The sequence below is a fragment of the Myroides sp. DW712 genome, assembly GCF_046557355.1.
GTDB lineage: Bacteria > Bacteroidota > Bacteroidia > Flavobacteriales > Flavobacteriaceae > Flavobacterium.
Genome location: NZ_JBKFDO010000021.1, coordinates 14,323 through 38,300, shown reverse-complemented (window position 1 = coordinate 38,300; position 23,978 = coordinate 14,323). Strand labels below are relative to the sequence as shown.

Sequence of the window (23,978 nt, the reverse complement as noted above, 5' to 3'; positions counted from 1 at the left end):
CTATTCTAAAGCATCTAATGCCATATTCAATTCCAACACATTGATTTTTTGAGGTCCAAACACGCCCAATAAAGGCGATTGAATATGTGTGGCCACCAATTGCTCCAAGCGTTTCGCTGTCATACTCCTAGCCTGTGCAATGCGCGCAATTTGTACGTAAGCCGCTTGTACCGAGATATTCGGATCTAATCCACTACCACTAGCTGTTACTAAATCCACGGGAATTTCTGCTGTTTGGACCGTTGGGTTCTTTGCTTTAAATGCCGCTATACGTTGTTCTACTTCTGCTAAATAAGCAGCACTAGTCGTGGCTTTATTACTCGCCCCTGATCCTGCTGCATCGTAATCAACTGCGGAAGGACGAGACCAAAAATAGTGATCAGCAATAAATGCTTGTCCAATAGTTGTATATTGTTTTCCCTTCTCACTTTCTATGATAACTCCTCCTCCTTTATTGGGAGCCAATTGTGCAATTCCCCATAGCGTCAAGGGGTAAATCCCCATCAACAAAACAAGTAAAGCTGTAGTTAAAATAATCGATGGTAATAAATTTGTTTTCATGTGTTTACGAAATAAAAAGTGAAACAAAAAGATCAATTAATTTAATGCCAAAAAAAGGAACTAGTACACCTCCCAATCCATAAATCAATAAATTGCGACGCAACAAAGCACTGGCACCAATGGGCTTATACGCCACGCCTTTTAACGCCAAGGGAATTAGGAATGGAATGATAATCGCATTAAAAATAACGGCAGATAATATGGCGGTTTGCGGACTGTGGAGCTGCATGATATTCATTCCTTCCAACGCGGGAATCGCTGTGATAAACAAAGCAGGAATAATCGCGAAATACTTGGCTACATCATTGGCAATACTGAAGGTGGTGAGGGTTCCTCTAGTCATCAACAGCTGTTTGCCTATTTCGACCACTTCAATTAACTTGGTGGGATCATTGTCTAAATCGACCATATTTCCAGCTTCTTTAGCGGCTTGTGTCCCGCTATTCATCGCTACTCCTACATTAGCCTGAGCTAAAGCAGGCGCATCATTGGTTCCGTCTCCCATCATCGCCACTAAACGCCCTTCTGCTTGTTCTTGCTTGATGTAATTCATTTTATCTTCGGGTTTAGCTTCTGCAATAAAATCATCTACTCCTGCTTTTGTCGCGATATATTGCGCAGTCATCGGATTATCACCCGTTACCATGACCGTTTTAATCCCCATTTTTCTCAAACGGGCAAAGCGCTCTTGAATACCCGGCTTGATGATGTCTTGCAATTCAATAACCCCCAAAGCAACTTCATTTTGCGTCACCACTAGAGGCGTTCCTCCATTTTCTGCAATTCGTTTCACACAATCTTCCACGTCTTGAGGAAAAGCATGTCCTGCCTGAATACAGCTATTTTTCATCGCATCTACGGCTCCTTTTCGAATGCGTATCCCCTCATAATCAACTCCCGAACTTCTCGTCTCTGCAGTAAAGGAAATAAAGCGAGGATTGGACACCACAAAGTCGTTTGGATCAGCTTGAGCTAATTCAATAATAGATTTTCCTTCTGGAGTATCATCCTGTAATGAACTCATTACACAGGCTTTAATCAATATTACTTGATCTATTCCTTCAGCTGGATAAAAATGCGTTGCCTTGCGATTTCCAATGGTTATAGTTCCTGTTTTGTCCAACAACAAGACGTCAATATCTCCTGCCGTTTCAACCGCCTTTCCACTTTTGGTGATGACATTTGCACGCAAGGCACGATCCATTCCCGCAATACCAATCGCAGATAGCAAACCTCCAATAGTCGTTGGAATCAAACATACATACAAGGAGATTAAAGCCCCAATAGAAATTGAGACGTTGGCAAAATCAGCAAAGGGTTTAAGGGTAATAATAACCAAGGTAAATACTAGCGTAAATCCAGCTAATAAAATGGTCAACGCAATTTCATTGGGCGATTTTTGTCTATTTGCTCCTTCGACTAATGCAATCATCTTATCCAGGAAACTTTCGCCTGCTTGCGCTGTTACGCGTACTTTAATGCGATCGGATAAAACTTTTGTACCGCCTGTTACTGAGCTCTTGTCTCCTCCTGCCTCGCGAATCACAGGGGCACTTTCTCCCGTAATAGCACTTTCATCAATGGTGGCCAATCCTTCAATAATTTCTCCATCCGCAGGGATTATGTCTCCCGCTACACAACAATACACCATGCCTTTTTGTAAGGCTGAAGAAGAAACTGGTGTACCATCTTCTAAGATAGCTGGGGTTTCCTCTCTGGTTTTGCGCAAACTATCCGCTTGTGCCTTGCCCCTTGCTTCAGCGATAGCTTCTGCAAAATTGGCAAATAGCAACGTAACCAACAATAAGGTAAACAGGGTGAAATTATACCCTAAACTCCCTTGACTTGCTTCTCCCATCGCAATCCAAATACAAACCCCCAACATAATAGCGGTTCCTATTTCTACGGTAAACATTACCGGATTGTGAATCAAAGTTCGGGGATTTAATTTAATAAAAGCTTCTTTCGTTGCTTTAATCACCGCATTTTTTTGAAAAAGAGCGGTAGTATTTTGAGTTGTCATATTATAAACTAGTTAGGGTAAAATAATCGGCTATAGGTCCTAAAGTTAATACGGGGAAGAACGCTAAAGCAGCAACAATAAGAATCACAGTCAGTACAATAGTTCCAAATGTAGCCGTATCTGTCGCTAGGGTACCCGCACTCTCTGGAACGTATTTTTTTTGCGCTAAACTTCCTGCTAATGCTACAGGACCAATAATTGGCAAGAAGCGCCCCAGTAAGAGAATTATCCCCGTAGAAAAGTTCCACCACGGTGTATTGTCTCCTACTCCTTCAAAACCACTACCATTATTAGCCGCAGCAGAGGTATATTCATAGAGCATTTCGCTAAATCCATGGAAGGAAGGATTATTTAGTGTATCCTTTGTCATTTCGGGAAAAGCGGCTCCTAAAGCAGTACTACTCAAAATTAAAAGAGGGTGGATTAGCGCAATAACCATGGCAATTTTCATTTCTTTGGCTTCAATTTTCTTGCCAAATAATTCAGGTGTTCGTCCAACTAGTAACCCACTGATAAATACCGCCAAAACAATGAAAACAAAGAAGTTTAAAATACCAACACCTACCCCGCCATAGAATGAGTTAATCATCATAGCAAGCAATTGATTCATTCCTGACAATGGCATCATGCTATCGTGCATCGCATTGACAGATCCCGTTGAGATAACGGTTGTCACTATGCTCCAAAAACCCGATGCTGCAGCTCCTATACGTACTTCTTTCCCCTCCATTGCCCCTAAAGAAGTGTCAATTCCCATCGCTAGTATATTGGGGTTTCCCTTTGCTTCCATAAGTACATTGGGTACAGCGAGACATAAAAACCCCACCGTCATCACACCAAATATCATCCAAGAAAATCGCTTGCGGTTGATATAATACCCAAAGGCAAAAATCATGGCTAAAGGAATCATCAACTGAGCCACCATTTCAGTCATATTGGTCAAATAGGTTGGGTTTTCAAACGGGTGTGCTGAATTGGTACCGAAGAATCCTCCCCCATTGGTTCCCAAGTGTTTAATAGCAATGAAAGCCGCAGCAGGACCACGAGATACTTCTAGCTGTTGCCCTTCCAACGTGATGATAGTATCTTTGCCCTTAAAGGTCATCGGTGTACCCTGAAAAATCAAAATAACAGCTACAACCAAACTAATAGGCAATAAAATACGGGTAATGGATTGAACAAAATACACGTAAAAATTCCCCAATAACGTGGTAGTTTTATGTTTAAAGGCTTCAAATACGGCCACAGCAGCAGCCATTCCCGTTGCAGCACTTACAAATTGTAGAAACATCAACCACAGTTGCGTCAAATAGGTTACGCCCGTTTCTCCAGCATAGTGCTGTAGATTGCAATTCACCAAGAAAGAAATGATGGTATTAAAGGCTAAATCTGGTGGCATGCTGAGGTTGTGATCTGGATTAAGGGGTAAACTTCCCTGAGTGAGTAATAAGATAAATCCTATCCCAAACCAAACCGCATTAATAGTGAGCAACGCAAGTAAATGTTGCTTCCAATTCATGCTTTCTGTTGGTTGAATGGCACTGCTTTTGTATAAGAGTCGCTCTATAGGCGACAGGATACCATCTAAGCAAGTGGGTTCCCCCGCATACACTTTTGCTATATATTTTCCCAAGGGAATCACAATTCCTACAGCCACTAAAAAAGTGACGATAATTCCGAATAGTTCTGTATTCATTTTTACTTCAATCAATTAATACTAAAAGTTGGTGAATGAGATAGACAAGTCCATAAATCATCACAAAGACCAAACAAATCACTCCAAGTTCCTGGAGGGTTGTTTTAAAATTTTTCTGGTTTGAGTAGGACATAACACAGATAGGCAAATACAGCCAAGGCTATTATTAGTAATACAATCATAAGAGATAAACATTAAAGGTTTTCAAAAAAGTCAAGGGCTTTGTAAAACAATACAAAGCAGAAAATACCTAAAGCAATACAGCCAAAAAGAGTCATCATTTTTCATTTTGATTTAGTACAACTAGATAAGCGAATGCCGTGCCACTTTCATCCATACCTCATCTAAACAACTAGAAACAAGCACACTAGAAGCAAATGTTTTTTATAAAAAAACAAAACCCTATCAAAATGATAGGGTTTATATTATGCAAGTCTATCAAAATGATAGGGTCACGATTAGCTAAACAAAAAACGCCTCCTGAGGCGTTTTTACTATTGTATCTTGTATTCTGTCATTTTTCGATATAAAGTAGTCAAAGCAATCCCTAAGAGTTCGGCTGTTTTGGTTTTATTGCCGTTGGTGTGTTGCAAAACGCGTTGAATGTGCTGTTTTTCTACTGTAGCAAGATCCAAGGCTAGACTTGTTCCTGCTGAGGGCGTGTACTGCTTTTGAATTTCATACGGTAAATCACTCACTTGAATAGCGGTTTGTGTACACAGAATCGTCGCGCGTTCCATTGCATTACGTAACTCGCGAATATTCCCAGGCCAAGTATAAGGCAACAAAGCATCCAAAGCCGCTGGAGATAAGGTCTGCACCTCGCTCGCCTGTTCCCTAGCAAACTGCGTGATAAAGCGCGCTGCGAGTATAGGAATGTCTATTCTACGATCTCGTAAAGGAGGAAGGTTAATTTCAAAAACCGACAAACGATAGTACAAATCTTCTCGAAAAAGGCCTTGTTTAATTGTGGTTTCAAAATCCCTATTGGTAGCCGCTATAATTCGCACATCTACTTTAGTAGGTTTGGTCTCTCCTATTTTTAAAAATTCTCCTGTTTCTAAAACGCGCAGTAGTTTCGCCTGCAATTCCATGGGCATCTCTCCAATCTCATCCAAGAATAAGGTTCCTTGATGGGCTTCTTCAAATAATCCTTTTTGATCCTTGGTTGCATTGGTAAATGACCCTGCTTTATGGCCAAACAATTCACTCTCCAACAGATCTTTACTAAAGGCGGAACAGTTAATCGCCACAAAGTGCTGATTTCCTCTTGGACTTCCTTGGTGAATGGCTTGTGCAAAGACTTCTTTTCCTGTTCCTGTTTCTCCTGTCAATAAAACGGTTGCATTGGTGGGTGCTACGCGTTTCGCAAGGTGAATGGCCTCCATCAAAACAGAAGAGGTACCAATCACTTGATCAAATCCAGTAATGGGCTCCGCTAGTTCTACCAGCTGTGGTTGCAAGCTGCGGTTGAGTTTCACTCGATCCAATGCGCGATACAATAACGGCAAAATCTTATTGTTATCATCTCCCTTGGTGATATAATCAAAGGCGCCATTTTTAATGGCTTGTACGCCATCGGGTATATTGCCATAAGCAGTGAGTAATATAACCTCAACCAAAGGATGGTCTTTTTTCATCGCTTCAACAAAAGCTACACCGTTCCCATCGGGTAATTTTACATCACATAAAACCACATCAATCGGATATTGAGCTAACTTCTTTGTCGCTGCCTTGATATGCTCTGCTTGATGGACTTCAAATCCCTCCAACTCAATAATACGAGATAATAGCTTGCGCAACTTATCTTCGTCATCCACAATAAGAATCTTCGCTTGTTTCATAGGATTTTTGTTTTCACGCTGTTAAAGGTATAAAACAATCCTCAATACCGGATAAACTTTGTCCATAACCCCCTATCTTTGTTTCAATTTTTACAACAAATGACAAACACGATTCAACTCCAACGCTATACTGCTGCTGATTTTACTCTTTTTTACTCTCTTGTTAAAGAAGATAACGTCATGCGCTATGTTTCGGGTCAAGGATTAACCATCGAACAAGCCCAAAAGAAATTCAATAGTATTTTAGCTGTGAATGCTCAAGATCCTATTTTTGGTTATTTTAAAATCTACGATGCGGAAGGAACTTATATGGGCGATGGTAAAATGGAATGGAACAAACGCGATCGCACGCAACTCGAAATTGGCTACATCCTAAAAGAAATGTATTGGGGAAAAGGGTATGGTACTCAAATTTGTACGGCATTATTGGCTCTTGCTCAAAAACACGCGCCAACAACTACGATTATTGGCATCATTGATCCAGCCAATGCTGCATCTAGACGATTACTAGAGAAATTTGGCTTTACTAGCTTTTTTGTTGGGGTTGAAGATGACTTGCCAACAGAGAAATTGATTTTGGTGAAGGGTGATTAGTGAATGGTGGGTTGGTGTGGATTGGTGAGGTTTGGTGTGGATTAGTGAGGGTTGGTGAGGTTTGGTGTGGATTGGTGAGGGTTGGTGAGGGTTGGTGTGGGTTGGTGTGGGTTGGTGAGAGTTCTTCTTCTTCTTCGGCTGCAAAAGATAACCTAGTGATTGATTAGATTAACAAAAAAGCAACCAACAAAAAAACAAAAAAGCAGAAAAAAGAAACACGAAAATGGATTTTGAGTGTAGTTTACTAGGGGGTTTGTTTGGGGTTTGTTTTAGTTTTGTTTGGTAAAGGTAGCTTAGAACCTTATAAAACCGCAGTTTTTACAAGCAATTACCAAACAACTACCGAACAAAACCAAAACCAAACTTTTATAACTAATTGACCACGTGCTATTTATCATTTATAGTGGCAGGAAAAAAATACGTATTTTGTGTTATTTATGCCCTAATTAGGAAGAATGGGATAAAAGGACTTGTATTTTTTGGGAGGTACTTTTGATATTTGGCTGAATTAATGAAGAATGAAACCTTTCTATCTTGCTGTTTAGCTGTTCACCATGAGGGAACGAAGAGTCGCATCTGTTGCATCCTTTATGCCTAATGAGCGTGAACCAGTCAACCGTAAACTATCTACTATCAACTGTCAAGGTAAACCGTAAACTGTCAACCGTCAACTAAACACTTCGTCTAATACGACTTAAAGAAGAGGACGTAATACCCAAATAAGAGGCGAGCATATTCAGGGGCACTCGATTAACGAGTCCGGGGTAATGATTAAGAAAGAACGTATAGCGATCTTTTGCTTCTAAGTTCAGCATCATATTAGCGGTTTTCAACTTACTTTCCGTCGCAAAAGCATGAAGTTTAGCCATCAACAAAGGCCAAACTGATATTTCCTTTTCCAACTGACGAAAGTCGGCATAATCAATACTCCAAACACTTGCATCTGTGATGGCTTCCACATAATCATTGGCAGGAGTTTGGATAAAGAAATTGTGCAAATCGCCTACAAAACGACCTTCATAAATGAAATAGCGCGTAAAATCGTCTCCTGTTTTATTGTAGTACAAAGATCGAAATACTCCCGATTCTACAAAGGCAATCGTATGACTTATCTTTCCACTTTCTACAAAGTAATCTCCTTTGGCAATGCGCTTTGGCGTGAATACTGCCTCAATGCGCTCGCGTTCTTTTACTGTTAGTGTAGCAAATTTTTCAATGTAGGTAAATAATTCTTCCATGTGGGCATTTTTTACTCTCGGTCGTCCTGTGCTATAAAGTTAGGCAATAACGCTTTTATTTTCGTTTCAATTCAATAATTTCTTCTCTATTCGGCCCTGTGGAAAGATAAGTAACAGCTACCTCTACTTGTTGTTCTAGGAAGTGAATATAGGCAAGGAATGCCGTGGGTACTTGACTTTCGTCTTGTATGAGCGTGAAGTCTCCCCTCCATCCTTGCATCATTTGATACACGGGTTGAATATCTTCTTCCTGTTGATTGACGTCAAAATAGGCTTGTTTTTTTCCGTTTACTTCGTACTGTATACAAATAGGCACTTCTTCTCGATCAGATAAAATATCTCCTTTTGTTACAATTAGTTGGGTTACGCCATTAACCATGACAGCATACTTCAGCGCAGGTATATCCAGCCATCCCACACGTCTTGGGCGTTTGGTATTGGAGCCAAACTCTCCCCCTTTGATGCGCAGTTCATCTGCTTCAACACCAACTAACTCCGTTGGAAAAATCCCTTCTCCTACACGGGTCGTATAGGCTTTGGTTACGCCAAAAATTTCTCCTATGTTCTTTGGCGAAACCCCTAATCCAGTACAAGCTCCTCCTGCAATGGTATTCGATGAAGTCACATAAGGATAGGTACCGTGATCAATATCTAACATCGTTGCTTGCGCGCCTTCTGCCAAAACTTTTTTGCCTTCTTTTAGGGCCTGATTCACATACAGTTCTGTGTCAATAATGGCTAGGGATTTTAAAAATTCAATAGCCGATAAAAATTCAGCCATCATATCTTCCAACAAAGGCAATTCACATCCTAGTTGTTGCAATTCAATATATTGTCTCGCTACAATTGCTTGTAATTCAATGGGGAAAGCCGCACGGTATACCTCACCTACCCGAAGATTATGGCGCAGTATTTTATTGGCATAAGCGGGTGCAATTCCGTTTTTAGTTGTGCCTATGGTTCTAAATTGTGGATGTTCTTCGTAGTATCGATCAAAATAGGGATAAGTAGGTAGAACCAAATGGGCCTTGGCTGAAAGTAACAAGCGTTTTTCTACGGCTAAAGAAGCATCCAACGCGATCAACTGTTCGATTTCTTGTTTTAATTGAATGGGATTAACCACAACCCCCGTTCCAATAACATTGAGCGTATTGGGATAAAACACCCCCGACGGCAATAATTTCAAGGTTACTTTTTGGTTGTTGTAGTAAATGCTGTGTCCTGCATTCGCTCCTCCATTAAAACGAGCTACGAGGTCATACTGGCTGCAAATATGGTCAATAAATTTTCCTTTTCCTTCATCTCCCCATTGGAGTCCCACTAAAATATCCATACTCATCTTGTTCGAATTTTAAAGAATTAAACAACAAAAGTAGGTTGCTTGTGTTGGAGCGCAATTGTCAAATGACAAAAAAGCCAAACAACAATAAACTAGGTGAGATAAAAGAGAGGAACATTTATAAATAGTGCGGTTTGTAACAAGATAAGCTTCTAACAAACCGCACCTAAAAAAACTTATTGTTTTGTTCCTTTAAAGAAAATAAGCTTTTGATTTTCCATTATTCTTTTTCCAGAAAATGTCAGTGTTTTTGCATCCGCTGAATAGACCAACACTCCAGCTAGTTCACCTGTTTTATGCATAACATCCTGATGATCCGTATATTCAGAAACAAATTGAACCTCCATTTCTATGGGTGTTTTGTCGTTTCCACTCATTCGAATCTTGTTATTTCCAAGATCTTCAACAATTAGGAGCTTGTCAAATTCACTTGAACTGTACACTCCTTTATAGGTTCCCGCCACTGTAGCAGATGCCGATCCTTTCTTTACTCCTTCTCCTCCATCACTTTTGTTGTCATCACTACTACAACTCGTTCCTACTACCAAGCTGCTAATCAATACAAAAGAATAAATTGCAATTTTTTTAATCATGATTTTCTTTTTAAACATTAGTTATCTAAACAAAGATACTAAAAACAGCCCATCAAGATTAAATATTATTCAAAATACGTATGATTTAAATAAATAAAATTCCTTATTTTTAATATATTTAACAAATAAAAAACACAAAACATAATCAAACAATTTATTCGTTCAATTAAAAAAAATGAGTGCCTAGAGAAGCGAAAATCTCCTCTTGCATAACCAATTCTCTTTATCTTCTAAATAAGCGATTTACACCCTGTATTTTATTGCTTAAACTTCGCATAACCTACAGCTTAGCTTCTAGTTAAAGCCTTTATTTCCTCCTTTGTAAAATTGCATTTTTCACAATTCAAATTATTGTCGATAGAGCGCTCGGTATTTAGAAGGTGTTACACCTTTGTATTTTTTAAACAATTTAGAGAAATGGCTCTCATCGTTAAAATCCAATTCGAAAGCGATTTCTTTGAGGCGCATCGTACTGTGTTTCAATCGAATTTCGGCCAATTGAAACTTATAATCGAGGATGTACTCTTGGAGGGAGATGCCCAAGTGTTTCTTAACGTACTCTCCAAGGTAGCTTTTGGCAATTCCAAAGGTTTCTGACAAAGCCTCGATGGTCACTTTCTGCCGATTGGCGCAGTTTTGTTGCACATACGTAATCAATTTCATCACCTCTTGTTCTCGTTTACTTGCTTCCAATTGCTCAAAATCACGTTGAATGAGGTTACGAGCCACAAGATTGAGTAAAATAGCCATTCCTTGTCGAATAATCAGGTAATCTTGATTGGGATTGGCCGATTCTCTTTCGATTGCCTTCAACAGATGCGCTGCCAATTCCCCATCTTCTGGGTTGCGAAAAACACAGCCTGCTTTGGTGTGAAAATGATGGGTAATATAGGTTAGTTTATGTAGATTATCGCAGGTTTCAATGCGATCTGCTTCTAGGCGAATTTGCGTAATAAACGATTGGGGACATTCCACAACCAAAAAACGAGTAAGTCCATCGCTTTGAAATACATAACGAGTATCAAAAGGTATCAGAAAGAGTTTTCCTTTCTGAAAGGGAATCACTTGTCCATCAAACTGTGTTATCCCCTGCCCTTCTTGCACATACACCAAAGTCAACTCTGCCTTAGACTGTAGGATAAAGGCTTCTTCATCACAACGTATTTGTTGGACTAAAAGGGTATCCATACTACTCTTTTGCTTCATAATAAAACAACAAAAACCTTTTTAAGTACAACTTATTTTGTATCTATCGTGTTTCCTTTGCAAAGAAATAAAAAATATCAATATGAATGCCGATCAACATCGATGGATTATTTTGCGCTATTTAGTAGCCGGAGCGTTCTTATCTCCTTTAGATTACTTCATCGTCAATATGGCACTGCCCTCCCTACAGCACGCTTTTCAGGCAACTGCCAATCAATTGCAAATGGTCATCGCCATTTATGGATTAACCTATGCTGCCCTGGTGGTTTGCAGTGGTAAATTAGGGGATAGCTATGGGCGAAAAAGAATCTTTACCTTGGGCTTGTGGATTTTTCTCTTTGCTTCACTGGCCTGTGCCTTTTCGCCAAGCATTTCGTGGCTTATTTTCTCTCGCTTTGTTCAGGGCATTGGCGCTTCTCTACTCGCTCCTCAGGTATTAGCTTCGATTCGAATCTTCTTCGCGGAAGCAGAACGTCCAAAAGCCTTGGGTATTTTTGGTTCTGTCTTTGGTTTAGCCGCTATTGTGGGGCAATTACTCGGAGGAATCTTACTCAAATTTCCACTATGGGGAATGACATGGGAAATTATCTTCTTGGTCAATGTTCCCGTGGCAGCTGTTTGTCTTTATGGGATTTATCGGTATATGCCGAATGAACCGAGGGTCAAACAACGCTTAGATTATCTCGGGGTCATACTAATCATCAGCAGCCTTATTGGTTTTATTACGCCTTTGGTTTATGGGCGTACGTTTCAATGGCCCTGGTGGATTTTTGTCTGTTTGATCTTGAGTATCCTTTTATTTTTGTTTTTTATACAGTATGAAACAAAACGAGAACAAGACAATCAACCCGTGCTTTTATCGATGAAACTCGCCAAAAACAAAGCCTTTGCACGTCATTTACCAATAATTTTGTTTTACAATTTTACAGCCGGACTCTTTATTTGCTATCCTTACTACCTGCAAACGCATTTGCATTGGGAGGTACTACCTGCTGGTTTGGCGATTATTCCCTATGGTATTGGTTTTTTCTTTGGCCCTATCGCTTTTGCGAAAATAAACCGTTCTGCAAACTTTTGTATTCCCTTTGCCTTAGGGTGCTTATTCGTTGCCTTTATCCTTTTAGGGGGAATGTTCTACAGCCTAAGAGAACCCAATGGAATCACGCATTTGCTCTTTTTGGTTGCAGGTCTAGGTCATGGTATCATCATGCCCGTTATGATGCGAGAGAGTATACGCAGTATTCCAACCGAACACTCAGGTCAAGCTTCTGGCATTGTCAGTACCACTATACAAGTGGGTAGTGTCTTAGGCGGGGCAATTATCGGAACGCTATTCTTCTCCTTGGCTGCAAAGACTGGATTTTCAACTGCTTTGGCTTTTGCTCTTGTTGGCATTGGCGCTGTACAGCTTATTGGTCTTGCCTTTTTTATCCGCAACAAAAAAAATAACAAGTAAATCATATCACAATGCAAAAAATAGATTATTTGGCGCTAGGCCAACAACAGGTTCGCGATTTTTGTACGCATATTGAACAATGGTTCAACGGTACTGCAACCGACAAACAGGCGTTATATGATGCCCTCATCAACACTTTTCACCCCGCATTTACTCTCCGTAATGGAGAGGGGCAAACCATCGACTTCCTCATGCTAACCCAATGGTTACAACAAGTTTATGGGCAATTTCCCACGCGAACGATTACCCTAGAAAACCTCAACGGATACGCCACCACTCACCATGTTGTTGTTACTTATACGGAAATCCAAATCACAGGAGATGCGCAAAATAAACGAACGGCTTCTGCTGTATTTCTTTTGCAAGAAGGAAAGGCGCTTTGGTATCATTTGGTGGAAGATTGGGAGATGGTTAACGGTTGACAGTGTACAGTTCACAGTGTGCCTCTCAGGGTGATAGATAGGTGAGGTTTGGTGAGGTTTATCTCATCTAGTTTATATTTTGTTTTGGTATTCGATGAATCTACACTACGTTCCGATTTGGGTGAGGATTTGATGAGATTAGTTTACCTTTTCAAAGAAAATCGTTGTTAGGAATGACTGTTTGAACAAAAAACAAAGAGCAAAGAGCAAAAAACCTTTTCACGCGGTTTGTACTATCTTCTACACTTAACTTTTCATGCGAGAATCTAAATTGTCTTTGAACGTTGATTTCTTTCTTTTTTCTTTTGCGCTTGTTTGTTCTTTCTCTTGTTCTTTTTATCTGGATCATTTACAGTTACCCCAACTGCTGGTGTTTCAGTAACCCTACAACTTTGAATCGACTCTCCTACGACCAAATTCTCAATTGAAATTCTATTTCCTGCACACCCTCTTCTTGGTCGGTTAAGTTCGAATCCTCCATAAGTAATAATTACTTCCTCTGAGGGTATTTCTAATAAAGTAATGGTGTAAAATTCTTCTTTTTCATCAAACGTAACTTCCTGCGTCTGAAACCCTATATATATAACCTCAATAACTTTGCTGTTTTTATTTGCTATTTCTATTTTAAATTTTCCATCAAAATCTGTAAATACACCATTTTCTGTTCCTTTTTCCATAACAACAGCTCCTGGTAAAATAGTACCATCCGCTCCTAGCACCACGCCTTTAATTACACGTTTTTCTGCTAAAACATTCAAGCTACATAGTAGCAGCAACCAGTATAGTATAACTTTTTTCATCCGTTGGTTCAAGATTGTTAATTGGTTAGGGAATTGATGTTCGCCCAACAAGTATAACTAATGTACAAAATAAACGGTAAAGTTGGTGGATTATACGTTTTATGACATACCATATTCACTGCCTATTCAACGACTGCTGTTCTTTTTATTTCCCCGCCACTGGTCAACGGAAAACAACCACTAGTCAAAATATTTCATTTTCAATCAAATGATTGTCATTTATTTACCTTTGTATTTTACCTGATATCCTTATGCAAGTCAATATTTCCAAACATAAACGGCTTTTTTTTATCTTTTTTTGGTCCTTACTCGCCTTTACAGTTTGGCCGTATATCGTCTTAAACAACTTGCTTTATTGGTTTTTACATACCTTTACAGTCATGCTTTGCTTTATCGGTGTCGCTCATTATTTGAGTGATAGTATCCTACCTAAAGCGCTAAAAGAAGGAAAGATGAAGCGTTTCCTCCTTCAATTTTTTATAGGAATCCTCTTGTTGGATGTGCTTATCTCCTTGTGTTTTACACTATTTCCGTATTTTATTCAGGATTTAGAAGCCCTAACCAAAGCCCATGTAACCACGTGGAAAGAACTGTTTTTCTCCAAACTATTAGCGTCTTTACCTTCTGCGATGGCCATTGTGACAACCACCTGTGGGATTCGATTCTATGAAGAGCACCACAAAATTGAACAGCTCAATGCCAAGTTAAAACAAGAACACCTCGAAGCGCAGATTAAATTGCTACAAGATCAGATTAATCCTCATTTGATGTTTAATGTACTCAATCACATTCACATCCTCATGCAATCGAATGTAGAATTAGCTTCAACGGTATTGTTGAAGTTCTCTGATATTTTGCGGTATCAACTCTATGAGTGTAATCAACACCATGTTTTCTTACTCCAAGAAATTCAATATTTACAAGATTTAGTGGCGATAGAAGAAATACGTTGGCAAGACGAATTATCGGTCACGTGTACCTGGGACATAAGCAACAAACAGCTCCAAATTGCTCCTTTATTGTTGGTCCCTTTAATCGAAAATGCCTTTAAACACGTCTCTCGATTACCCCATCAAAAAGGCTATGTACACATTGATTGTAGAGAGGAAAATGAAACCTTAACCCTTGTCATTGAAAATTCGTATAATGCAACCTATAAAAGAGAGAAACAACAAGGTGGTATTGGCCTACTCAATATTACCGAACGATTAAAAATCCAATATCCTCAGGCTCATACCCTTACTGTTGAACAAAAAGAAGATACCTTTACTGTTGTACTCCAAATTAATTTAAACCATGCACTCGAATCCAAATAAAACATCCCTCCCTCTCCGATGCCTCGTTATTGACGATGAACCCTTGGCTAGACGAGCAATTGTTGACTTTATTGCACAAGTTGATTTTTTAGTAGCAACGGCTTCTTGTGGATCGGCTTTGGAGGCGCAAGAGCTCTTGAGCAAGGATACATACGATTTACTCTTTCTCGATATCAATATGCCGTATTTATCAGGCATTGACTTTTTAGAAGCTATCCTGCAGCCTCCGCTGGTTATTTTTACCACAGCCTATTCCGAACATGCGTTAGAAGGATATCGTTTGCAAATTGTCGATTATTTACTTAAGCCCATAGCCTTCAAACGCTTTTATCAAGCGGCCTTAAAGGCAAAGGAATGGTATGACCTTAAAAATCAACCCAAAGAGGAGTTGAAACTGGCTGATGGGGCTATGTACATCAAACACGAAGATAGCTTTGTCAAAATTCAATGGACTTCTATCTTGTATATTGAAGGCATGCAGAATTACGTTAAGATTCACACCTCAACAAAAAACTACATCATCCATCAAACGATGGTGGCAATCGAGGACTTCCTGCCGAAGGAACACTTTTTCCGTATTCACAAATCCTATTTAATCAACCTCAACCACATGAGTTCAATTGTGGGAAACAAAGTAGTCGTTCAGGGCGTCCATTTACCCTTAGCGCGTTTGCGCAAAGAAGCACTACTTCAAGATATTATCTATAAAAATTTATTGAGTAAATAAAAAAGGAGCAATTGCCCCTTTCTTCTACAATGCCCAACGCAATTTCACCGCGCCGTAAAACGTAGTGGTAAATCGAGGATCTGCTTCTTTTTTCTCTTTAAAAATATTTTTAATCTTGCGTTCGTTATAGGAAAAGGAACGCAAGAGCGAACTACCCGCTGTTAGCGATAAGGTCAAATGATCGTTGATTGTAAACTCAGGTCTTACTCCCGCTACAATTTGCTGAAACCCTAAGAGCATATTCTTCTCGTCTTTTTTGATGACAGCTGTCATCCCCTGCATATCAGCAGCGAGTTTTACATCTACTACTTCATTGACTTTATATCCTAACTCCATCCCTTGTGGAAAGGCCACCCGTACATAAAAGTCGCCATATGTCTCCCAATTGAAATAAATTCCTGGTAAAACCATAGGTACCCCAAAACTATTCGTCAATAGAGGTCCCACTCCCAAAGCTACTTTTTTATTGAAGTGCTTAATAAAAAACACCCCTCCTTGGGCTAAAATAGCCTCGCTATTGATCACCTCCATATCGGTATATATTCCGACCGTTCCCATAAACAATAAAGACCATGAATCACTAATCGAACGAAAGTATTTAACTCCAATTTGTGCATTCAACAGTTCGGTAGGAAATAAATCCTCTTCATACAATTTATGTTCCATTTTCGCATACGCTCCCTGCGCCACAATAGACCAAGTACGAGATTTATTTCGCTTATCTATCGTTGTGGATAACGGAAGCTCTATATTGAGTTCTATCCTTCTAAAATCAGTTTTTGCGGGAGTTTTCATACTGTCAATGGGCCGTACATAGTTGGAGAACGGAACGTAATCAACCTTAAATTCTCCTCTCACCTTTTCTTGGGACCACAGGGTTGTCATCCCTAAAAGGAAAAAACAACAAGCTGCAACTAAACGTATCTTCATTTCTTTAATTTTGATGCAAATCAATTCTAAATTCAAGTTGTAAGCGAATCTCTTTGACCACTGGTTTATTTTTTTTGATGAATGACCCTTCCTTTGCGGTTGTTAAGAACCAATTGTCCCTTGCATCTTTGGCAATATTCCGTATATTTGGTCTATACAATACTATTTAATAAACCCTACAGAGTAGTCCACATGAAAAGGCTTTGGAAATTAGAAATTCGCTTAGATAGCGCTGCGGATCAACCGATTTATTTGCAGATTGCTGATGCTATTATTGAAGCCATCCAACAAGGAAGGCTGCAAAAAGATGAAATTTTACCTAGTACGCGAACACTAGCCACAATGTTAGCGGTCAATCGCAATACGGTTGTTAAGGCTTTAAGTGTATTGTTAGACGAAGAATGGCTCGTATCTGTGGAACGAAAAGGGATTTACATTGCTCAGACGTTACCACAGGCTAAACCCAAAAGAAGGTCTTCTTCTTTGGTTAAGCCAGAGCTTACTCATCCACAACATCCAGCTCCTCTTGTTTTTGACAATGGATATCCAGATAGTAAGATTGTACCTGTAAAGGAATTAGCTCGTGCATATCGTCAGATTTTCAATCGCAATGCCAAATGGCAAATGATGGGTTATGGCAATGCCTTGGGTGATCCACGCTTTATTCAACATATCGCGCATATGCTCAACCACCAGCGAGGCATGCACGTCAAAGAAGATTGTGTTTGTATCACCCGTGGTGGACAGATGGCTATTTATTTAATTGCCCAATGTTTACTTCAAAAAGGAGCGGCTATACTGGTTGAAAACCCAGGATATCAATCGGCATGGAAGGCCTTTGAACATGCAGGTGCTACTTTGATTCCGATTCCTGTGGATGCCGAAGGAATATGCGTAACTACAATGAAAGAGCAACTAGAACAACACCCCAATATCAAAGCTGTGTACCTTACGCCACACCACCAATTTCCAACAACGGTAACCTTAAGCTTACAACGTCGTCTTGCCCTTATTCAACTGGCCAATCAATATGGTATTACCGTTATTGAAGATGATTATGACAATGAATTTCACTATACCTACAGACCTGTATTGCCCCTATGTAGCTATGTCGAACTTGAACATTACGTGTATATTGGCACGCTAAGTAAGGTGGTAGCACCTGCACTTCGGGTGGGATTTTTGGTCACCAGTCACCAAAGCTTAATCGACAAAATTACACAGCTGAGAACAATTATTGATATTCAGGGCGATCGTATTATGGAACAAGCCGTCCTCCAATTAATTGAAGACGGCCTGATAAGAAAACATATTAAAAAAGCGACAAGTTTATACAAGGAGAAAAGAGACTTTACCTCCCAATTAATTCAGCGTCATTTAGGGGATCGCGTAACCTTTACTATCCCTGATGGGGGATTAGCCTTTTGGATTAAACCCAATCAACCCGTTGATTATACGACTTTAATTTCTCATTTAGCTAGCAAAGGGGTACAATTGATCCATCCTAATGACTACTATTTATCTCCTTCTACTGCGGGGGGGCTCCGCTTGAGTTTTGGAACGCTTACAGTGGAAGAATTGGAAAAAGGTATTCGCATCCTTGGAGAAAGTCTAACAACGCATATGCCCTAGCTTCTAACTTATTTCCAATCTGCTAAGGTGGTGATTCCACCTTTTACTTTCTCTCCCAATTGTACCTTTACGTTACAATCCAGCGGTATAAGTAAGTCTACGCGTGATCCAAACTTAATAAATCCCATTTCATGGGTTTGTTCTACTACTTCTCCTACTTTCAAATAGTTGACAATGCGATTTGCTAAAGCTCCTGCAATTTGCTTCGCCAGTACTTCTTTGCCATTCGCCTGTTGATACACCACACTGTGTCGTTCATTTTCTGTAGACGATTTCGGATGCCAAGCCACCAAATTTTTACCTTTGTGATAACAACTATAGACCACCTTCCCTTCTATGGGGTTTAGATTGACATGTACATTCAATACACTCATGAAAACGGATACTTGTAAGCGTTTTTCACTAAAATATTCGTCGGGTTCTACTTCTTCAATCACGACCACTGTTCCATCACAAGGCGCTAAAATACTGTCATTCTTTTTTTGTACGTTTCGCTTTGGAATGCGGAAGAAAAAAATGACAAGTCCCAACAAGGCTGTTGTTAGTACTAGTATCAATACCTGTAAGTACCAGAATCTACTACTCAACAGCGTATAAACTACTCCGTTACACAGTAAAAAAATGCAGCTAGCAAATGTAATCGGACCTTGTCCTTCTCGATGTAATTTCATGGTATGTTATAATTTAAAAATAAAATATCCCACAGTGTATCTGCTGTAATCAACTAAATAATGACAGCTTGTTGATTGTACACAGCAGATGACACAAAGGAAGTTGAGTTTTAAGTGTACGGTTTACGGTGTACGGTGCCCTGTCAACTGTCAACTGTTAACCGTTAACCAATTTGAGGTTCTGGTTGGATTCGAACCAACCTACTAGTTATTGCGTAACTAGGCCTACCACTCAGCCACAGAACCGATTTTTAGTGTACAGTTAACAGTGTACGATACACTGTCAACCGCTAACTGTCAACCGTCAACCAATTTGAGGTTCTGGTTGGATTCGAACCAACCTACTAGTTATTGCGTAACTAGGCCTACCACTCAGCCACAGAACCGGTTTTTAGTGTACAGTTAGCAGTGTACGGTTTACGGTGCACTGTCAACTGTCAACTGTCTTTTAAATTCACTACAAACATACAGCCTCTTTGGTTCCTACCACTGATACAGAATTATCATTTTCTAGGTGGTCCAGTTCTGGGAAGAAACACAAAAAAAGCCTCTTCTGGACCATCGCTATATTACCATACTGTACCATACCCTTCTACCAAGGAGGAAGTACCTTTAGGGTAGTATAGTAACAATATCAACTTAATACAAAAAGAAAATGGACAAAGTAATTTTTTACCACGCAGGCTGTCCAGTTTGCGTTATTGCAGAACAAGATCTTTTACACTTAATTGCGGATCATCCCGTAGAAATTATCCACTTAGGCGAAGAAAATGCTAAAATTCAAGAAGCTATACGTGCCGGAGTGCAATCTGTACCGGCTCTAGTTTTACCCAATGGACATGTACTACACATTAACTTTGGAGCCGCTATCAAGGATTTATAAAAGGTGAAGGATGAGATGTAAAAAAACGCGAGGTGTAAGTACCTCGCGTTTTTTTGTTGTTTGCCTTTTTGGGGTTGGTACTTGGCTTTTGAAGGTTATTCTCTGGGAATAAACAAAAACCAAAAGCCAAAAACTACAGATACCGCACCATATAATACATTCCCCACGCCACGACTACAATAATCGTAATCCATACCCAATAGGGGATACTTTGTGGTGTTTCACTTCCTGTAATTAAAAAGGTCTTGGGATCGCCTTTACCATAGGCATTTATCATAATATCCACAACGCCATCCACGACTGCTTGGGCTTGAATTCCTTCTACTTCAATTGAGGGACCATTTTTTACCGTAAAGGGAATCTTTCGAATCCCTTCTTTTCCAGTATAATCTTGACTCACAATCTTGAGGACGTGTTCCCCATCTACGAGTCTATAGGTATCTAACTCAAAGGTCACGGGTGTTTCTAATACCGCAAGCGGTTGTGCTTCCTCATCAATAAACAGGTATACTTTACTTTTTTGCTCCATATCACGATTCATTTAAAACAGTTCTTTTGATATGATTGTGTTGGCGTTCTCCTGGTTTAATCAGCCATTTCACCGAAAAAAACAGGGTTAAGACAACGATAATAGCGATAATCCCAATAATGAGATAATCCCATTGACTATCAGGTCCTGCCCCGTGTACCACGCCTTTTAATAGCTTGGGCTGATTGCGTTCACAAACAGGACAAGCATATCCCCTGGTGGTGATCAGTAATCCGATCACTAGAGTTGCCATAACGTTTTTTACTTTCATTACTTCGTTTTGATTTGGTTAATATAATCCATGATTTTTTGCACTTCTTCTACACTTACTTCAGGGGCTTTATTTCCCCAATTGGTTCGTTCATAATTGATAATCGCTGTAACCTCATTTGCCGTCCAGTCAAGGTTAGTCCCTACTGCGGGCATCACTCCATACTCTCCCCTTGCATCATAACCATTCATGATAATATCCACATACAATTGCAAGTTATCCCCTACAACAATAGGACTATTAATCAAGGAAGGAAAAGCACCTGCTAACCCTTCACCATTACTTTGATGGCAAGAAGCACAATTCGTCATATACAAATTCTTACCATCTACTCCTGAATCTACTATTTGATTTCCACTAGGAACTGTACTTTCTTCTTTTAGCGGATATAAAAATTCAGGAACTACGGTAGCTTCAGGCAATTTTGCTTGTTTTAATTCCTGAAGGTAAGCCACTAAATCTAGCGCTTCTTGGGTGGCAATAAGCTGTCCTTGATTGGATGAGGTAGGAACAGAAACAACCACATCGTTCTCCTTGACATTTTGTGTCCATGCAAACAAAAAAGGATAGGCAGGCATAATGGATTCCTTCACCACTAGGCGTGGATTATATAAGTGCACCAAGTGCCATTCTATACTAGGCTGACGCGTTCCAATATCCGTTAAATCAGGGCCTGTGCGTTCCGTTCCCATTAAAGTAGCAGTATTGGTCCAAACATCCATTCTTGTATTTGTCGCATAATCCGCAGCCATCGAAGGTCGTCCTCCCCATTTGCGATCCATTTCTACATTGCGCACTTGTTGACTGTGACAAGCCACACAACCATTGGCAATAAAAACTTCCTTCCCTCTTCGCGCGGCCTCACTCAAGGGCACTGCATCAGGTAGAGGTTGGATTCTCGCTTGATTATCCAATGCGGGGCCAATCGCCACAAATAATGTCAAGACGACAAATAGTACACTGGCTGTGATATATAGTTTTTTATGATTATTAAAAATATCCATCGTAAAAAATTAAGCATTAGTAGTTGTTTTGATTTGTTGCTCGAGTTGTTCTAATGCAACGAGGGGAAGTTCCACCTCTTTGGTTTGAACCACTCTAACCATGCGATAAAAGTTAAACGCAAAAAACAGATGCGAAACCCACATCAACGTACCGCCGATTGCGCGCCAAAGCCAGTACGGCATCATAAGCTTTACACTTTCAATAAAAGGCGCTTCCCCCATCCAAAGGATACCACGCAACGTACCACCATACATCAAGGGAATGGAATAAAAGAGCAAACCAATAAGGGCGAGCCAAAAATGGGCACCCACTGTAATTTGAGGGGCTTCTTTTCCCGTTAGTTGTGGAACAAGTGCATAAATTCCTCCCCAAAGTAAGAAAGCTATAATCCCATACATCGTTAAATGCGAATGCGCTACAGTAAAATCTGTAAAGTGCCACAACAAGTTTGTAAAACGGAAGGATTCTGCTGTTCCTTGTAAGGATCCCGTAAAGTAAAAGATGATACCTACCACAAAAAAAGGAACTGTATAGCTCGTTCGTACTTTGTGCCAAGCTCCTTTAAATGTCATGAGGAAATTGGTGGTTCCTGCCACCACGGGAATAACCATTCCTACACTAGCTACAATAGCAACTGTTTGCAACCACCACGGAATGGCACTAAACACAAAGTGATGCGTTCCAATCAAGGTATAAAACAAAATTTGCGTCCAAAAAGCTAAAATTCCCAAACTATAGGAATAAATTGGTTTATTCAACTGTTGAGGAACAAAATAGTACACAATTCCCAAAGTAAACAACATAAACCACATCCCTACCGCTTGATGCATATAGTATCCTTGTACAATGGTTTCGCCTAGTCCATCTTGCCAAAAAGGTAAATAGCCTACCATAGCGACTACCGTAATAAAGATAACAGCAGCAACAATATACCAATTGGAAATATAGATTTCTTCTGTCTTTCGTTGAGCAATGGTTTTCAAATAATTGCGCAAGGTAAAGCATAACCCCAAAGCAAAAAGCAACATAATAGGCCAAATGTATTCGCGATACTCTCCTCCTCCATTGTTAATTCCCGCCATTAAACTGATGGATCCCAGTAAAACAGAAGCATTAATCAGAATGAGTGAATACCACGCCCATGAATAATTAGCAAGGGTTGTATTGCTTACCCGAGGGACAATATAGTATCCTAAACCAATCATCCCCAAGGACGACCACCCCCAGAATACCGCATTAGTATGCACTGGTCGAAGTCGGCCGAAACTCAGCCAACTACTGTGATCTATATCGGGAGCAACAAATTTAATGCCCAAATATTCTCCTACTGTTGTTCCAATAAGTAACCAAAAGCTGGCCGTACCTAAAAACCACAGAACGATCCGTGACAGTTGGGGGTCAATCACTAAATTGGTTGTGTTTTTTTTCTTCGTTGCCACTACAGGCAAACCTGCTTTTTCTTGAAGGGTAATTAATCCTCTCTTATCTTCAGGCTGTGCTGTTCCTGTCAATTCTCCTTTAGAAAGCGTGTAATCCAACGCCTCTTTTCGCTGCATAAACACTTCTAAATCTTCTTCTGACAAGTTTTCAAAGTAGTGCACCAAGTGATCTACTTCTCGTTTCGCCATTTTGTCTTTTTGATTTTTTATTAGTTGGCGCACCTGTATCACCATCATGCCGATGCCAAAGAGAATTGGAATCATCAATAGCCCTATGGTAATGAGAATACCCGGTTCTTTAAATAAGGGACGGTCTTCCAATTTCATTGAAGTTTGTGCCCAAACAGTTGATTGACAAAACACCACCAATAGCAACAAAATTCCTTGTTTTCGAGACCGCAAGAGATGGAGCAATTGCTTCAGTTGATTGATTTTTAAACAGTGAAGCTGTTGCTCATGCTGTAGGAGGGAATTTATTTTTCCTTTCTGATAGGTTTGGAGTAAGTGTTTTGCTTCAACATATAAGAATCCACAGGCCAACATCATCAATCCCCCCATGATGACAAGCAGGAAGATAGCAGTATTGCTTCCATTAAACGCAAAAGACAAAGGCTGCATCGCTGGGGTTTCAACCGCAATAGCAGGTACAAAGAAAGACGAGCTAAGCGAGACGATACAGTCCATAAAAAAGACAGTTTTCATGCTAAGTATATATTACAATTTATTTCAAAGACAGGTAAATTAGTAGCTTCACCCAACCAAATGAGCGATAATGCGCTCTTTTTTCGGCGTGATTTCCTTAC

The 23,978-nt window shown here is 39.9% G+C and carries 23 protein-coding genes and 2 tRNA genes; 7 read left to right on the top strand and 18 right to left on the bottom strand.

The features are described from left to right. From kdpC to ACLJX0_RS14045, 5 genes are all read right to left on the bottom strand, one after another. Entirely contained in the window at nt 1-561 is a 561-nt protein-coding gene (gene kdpC, locus ACLJX0_RS14065) for a potassium-transporting ATPase subunit KdpC (RefSeq protein ID WP_410881275.1), read from the bottom strand. A 4-nt stretch (nt 562-565) separates the two neighbouring features. Further along, nucleotides 566-2,584, bottom strand: a complete 2,019-nt coding sequence (gene kdpB, locus ACLJX0_RS14060) for a potassium-transporting ATPase subunit KdpB (RefSeq protein ID WP_410881273.1) — start codon at nt 2,582-2,584, stop codon at nt 566-568. 1 nt (nt 2,585) lies between these two features. Then, nucleotides 2,586-4,280, bottom strand: coding sequence for a potassium-transporting ATPase subunit KdpA (kdpA, locus tag ACLJX0_RS14055; RefSeq protein ID WP_410881272.1), 1,695 nt, complete (start codon nt 4,278-4,280; stop codon nt 2,586-2,588). 104 nt (nt 4,281-4,384) lie between these two features. Continuing rightward, entirely contained in the window at nt 4,385-4,462 is a 78-nt protein-coding gene (gene kdpF / locus ACLJX0_RS14050) for a K(+)-transporting ATPase subunit F (RefSeq protein ID WP_182646779.1), read from the bottom strand. A gap of 312 nt (nt 4,463-4,774) precedes the next feature. Continuing rightward, nucleotides 4,775-6,124 (bottom strand): sigma-54-dependent transcriptional regulator, encoded by a 1,350-nt coding sequence (locus ACLJX0_RS14045; protein ID WP_410881270.1) that lies wholly within the window; start codon nt 6,122-6,124, stop codon nt 4,775-4,777. A gap of 99 nt (nt 6,125-6,223) precedes the next feature. Between ACLJX0_RS14045 and ACLJX0_RS14040 the strand changes: the two genes are divergently transcribed. Further along, complete coding sequence (locus ACLJX0_RS14040; protein ID WP_410881268.1) at nt 6,224-6,718, top strand: GNAT family N-acetyltransferase; 495 nt, start codon at nt 6,224-6,226, stop codon at nt 6,716-6,718. A 671-nt stretch (nt 6,719-7,389) separates the two neighbouring features. Here ACLJX0_RS14040 and ACLJX0_RS14035 read toward each other — a convergent pair. The 4 genes from ACLJX0_RS14035 to ACLJX0_RS14020 form a co-directional block, all read right to left on the bottom strand. Next, nucleotides 7,390-7,956 carry a Crp/Fnr family transcriptional regulator gene (locus tag ACLJX0_RS14035; RefSeq protein ID WP_410881266.1) on the bottom strand — a complete coding sequence of 189 codons (567 nt, stop codon included), beginning with the start codon at nt 7,954-7,956 and terminating at the stop codon, nt 7,390-7,392. 55 nt (nt 7,957-8,011) lie between these two features. After that, nucleotides 8,012-9,295 carry an adenylosuccinate synthase gene (locus tag ACLJX0_RS14030; protein WP_410881265.1) on the bottom strand — a complete coding sequence of 428 codons (1,284 nt, stop codon included), beginning with the start codon at nt 9,293-9,295 and terminating at the stop codon, nt 8,012-8,014. 176 nt (nt 9,296-9,471) lie between these two features. Continuing rightward, nucleotides 9,472-9,888, bottom strand: a complete 417-nt coding sequence (locus ACLJX0_RS14025) for a hypothetical protein (protein WP_410881263.1) — start codon at nt 9,886-9,888, stop codon at nt 9,472-9,474. A gap of 348 nt (nt 9,889-10,236) precedes the next feature. Further along, on the bottom strand, nt 10,237-11,094 hold the full coding sequence (locus ACLJX0_RS14020) for a helix-turn-helix domain-containing protein (protein WP_410881261.1): 858 nt from the start codon (nt 11,092-11,094) through the stop codon (nt 10,237-10,239). Between the two features lie 82 nt (nt 11,095-11,176). Between ACLJX0_RS14020 and ACLJX0_RS14015 the strand changes: the two genes are divergently transcribed. Beyond that, nucleotides 11,177-12,550: an MFS transporter gene (locus ACLJX0_RS14015; RefSeq protein ID WP_410881259.1), complete on the top strand. Its 1,374-nt coding sequence runs from the start codon at nt 11,177-11,179 to the stop codon at nt 12,548-12,550. Nucleotides 12,551-12,561: 11 nt separating this feature from the next. Next, nucleotides 12,562-12,972, top strand: a complete 411-nt coding sequence (locus ACLJX0_RS14010) for a hypothetical protein (RefSeq protein ID WP_410881257.1) — start codon at nt 12,562-12,564, stop codon at nt 12,970-12,972. A gap of 266 nt (nt 12,973-13,238) precedes the next feature. Here the strand turns inward: ACLJX0_RS14010 and ACLJX0_RS14005 are convergent, their stop codons facing one another. After that, a complete protein-coding gene (locus tag ACLJX0_RS14005; protein WP_410881255.1) occupies nt 13,239-13,772 on the bottom strand; it encodes a carboxypeptidase-like regulatory domain-containing protein in 534 nt (177 codons plus the stop codon). A 251-nt stretch (nt 13,773-14,023) separates the two neighbouring features. On the opposite strand from ACLJX0_RS14005, the gene ACLJX0_RS14000 reads away from it, so the two are divergent. Then, entirely contained in the window at nt 14,024-15,088 is a 1,065-nt protein-coding gene (locus ACLJX0_RS14000) for a sensor histidine kinase (RefSeq protein ID WP_410881253.1), read from the top strand. Continuing rightward, nucleotides 15,069-15,815, top strand: coding sequence for a LytR/AlgR family response regulator transcription factor (locus ACLJX0_RS13995; protein WP_410881251.1), 747 nt, complete (start codon nt 15,069-15,071; stop codon nt 15,813-15,815). The genes ACLJX0_RS14000 and ACLJX0_RS13995 overlap by 20 nt, the downstream gene beginning before the upstream one ends. Nucleotides 15,816-15,839: 24 nt before the next feature. Here the strand turns inward: ACLJX0_RS13995 and ACLJX0_RS13990 are convergent, their stop codons facing one another. Then, nucleotides 15,840-16,745, bottom strand: coding sequence for a DUF6268 family outer membrane beta-barrel protein (locus ACLJX0_RS13990; RefSeq protein ID WP_410881249.1), 906 nt, complete (start codon nt 16,743-16,745; stop codon nt 15,840-15,842). 192 nt (nt 16,746-16,937) lie between these two features. On the opposite strand from ACLJX0_RS13990, the gene ACLJX0_RS13985 reads away from it, so the two are divergent. Next, nucleotides 16,938-18,377 (top strand): PLP-dependent aminotransferase family protein, encoded by a 1,440-nt coding sequence (locus tag ACLJX0_RS13985; protein ID WP_410881247.1) that lies wholly within the window; start codon nt 16,938-16,940, stop codon nt 18,375-18,377. Between the two features lie 8 nt (nt 18,378-18,385). Here the strand turns inward: ACLJX0_RS13985 and ACLJX0_RS13980 are convergent, their stop codons facing one another. From ACLJX0_RS13980 to ACLJX0_RS13970, 3 genes are all read right to left on the bottom strand, one after another. Further along, entirely contained in the window at nt 18,386-19,048 is a 663-nt protein-coding gene (locus tag ACLJX0_RS13980; RefSeq protein WP_410881245.1) for a phosphatidylserine decarboxylase family protein, read from the bottom strand. A 176-nt stretch (nt 19,049-19,224) separates the two neighbouring features. Beyond that, nucleotides 19,225-19,294 (bottom strand) — tRNA-Ala (locus tag ACLJX0_RS13975). A 70-nt stretch (nt 19,295-19,364) separates the two neighbouring features. Beyond that, nucleotides 19,365-19,434, bottom strand: a tRNA-Ala gene (locus tag ACLJX0_RS13970). A 269-nt stretch (nt 19,435-19,703) separates the two neighbouring features. Between ACLJX0_RS13970 and ACLJX0_RS13965 the strand changes: the two genes are divergently transcribed. Then, nucleotides 19,704-19,931 (top strand): thioredoxin family protein, encoded by a 228-nt coding sequence (locus ACLJX0_RS13965; RefSeq protein ID WP_410881244.1) that lies wholly within the window; start codon nt 19,704-19,706, stop codon nt 19,929-19,931. Between the two features lie 133 nt (nt 19,932-20,064). On the opposite strand, the gene ACLJX0_RS13960 is transcribed toward ACLJX0_RS13965, so the two are convergent. Genes ACLJX0_RS13960 through ACLJX0_RS13945 form a run of 4 tightly spaced genes read right to left on the bottom strand, consistent with a single transcriptional unit; the run spans nt 20,065 to nt 23,877 of the window. Beyond that, nucleotides 20,065-20,460: a cytochrome C gene (locus ACLJX0_RS13960; protein WP_410881242.1), complete on the bottom strand. Its 396-nt coding sequence runs from the start codon at nt 20,458-20,460 to the stop codon at nt 20,065-20,067. A 1-nt stretch (nt 20,461) separates the two neighbouring features. Beyond that, nucleotides 20,462-20,713, bottom strand: a complete 252-nt coding sequence (locus tag ACLJX0_RS13955; protein WP_410881240.1) for a hypothetical protein — start codon at nt 20,711-20,713, stop codon at nt 20,462-20,464. A 17-nt stretch (nt 20,714-20,730) separates the two neighbouring features. Further along, nucleotides 20,731-21,735, bottom strand: coding sequence for a cbb3-type cytochrome c oxidase subunit II (locus ACLJX0_RS13950; RefSeq protein ID WP_410881238.1), 1,005 nt, complete (start codon nt 21,733-21,735; stop codon nt 20,731-20,733). 9 nt (nt 21,736-21,744) lie between these two features. Continuing rightward, complete coding sequence (locus ACLJX0_RS13945; protein ID WP_410881236.1) at nt 21,745-23,877, bottom strand: cbb3-type cytochrome c oxidase subunit I; 2,133 nt, start codon at nt 23,875-23,877, stop codon at nt 21,745-21,747. Between the last annotated feature and the right edge of the window lie 101 nt (nt 23,878-23,978).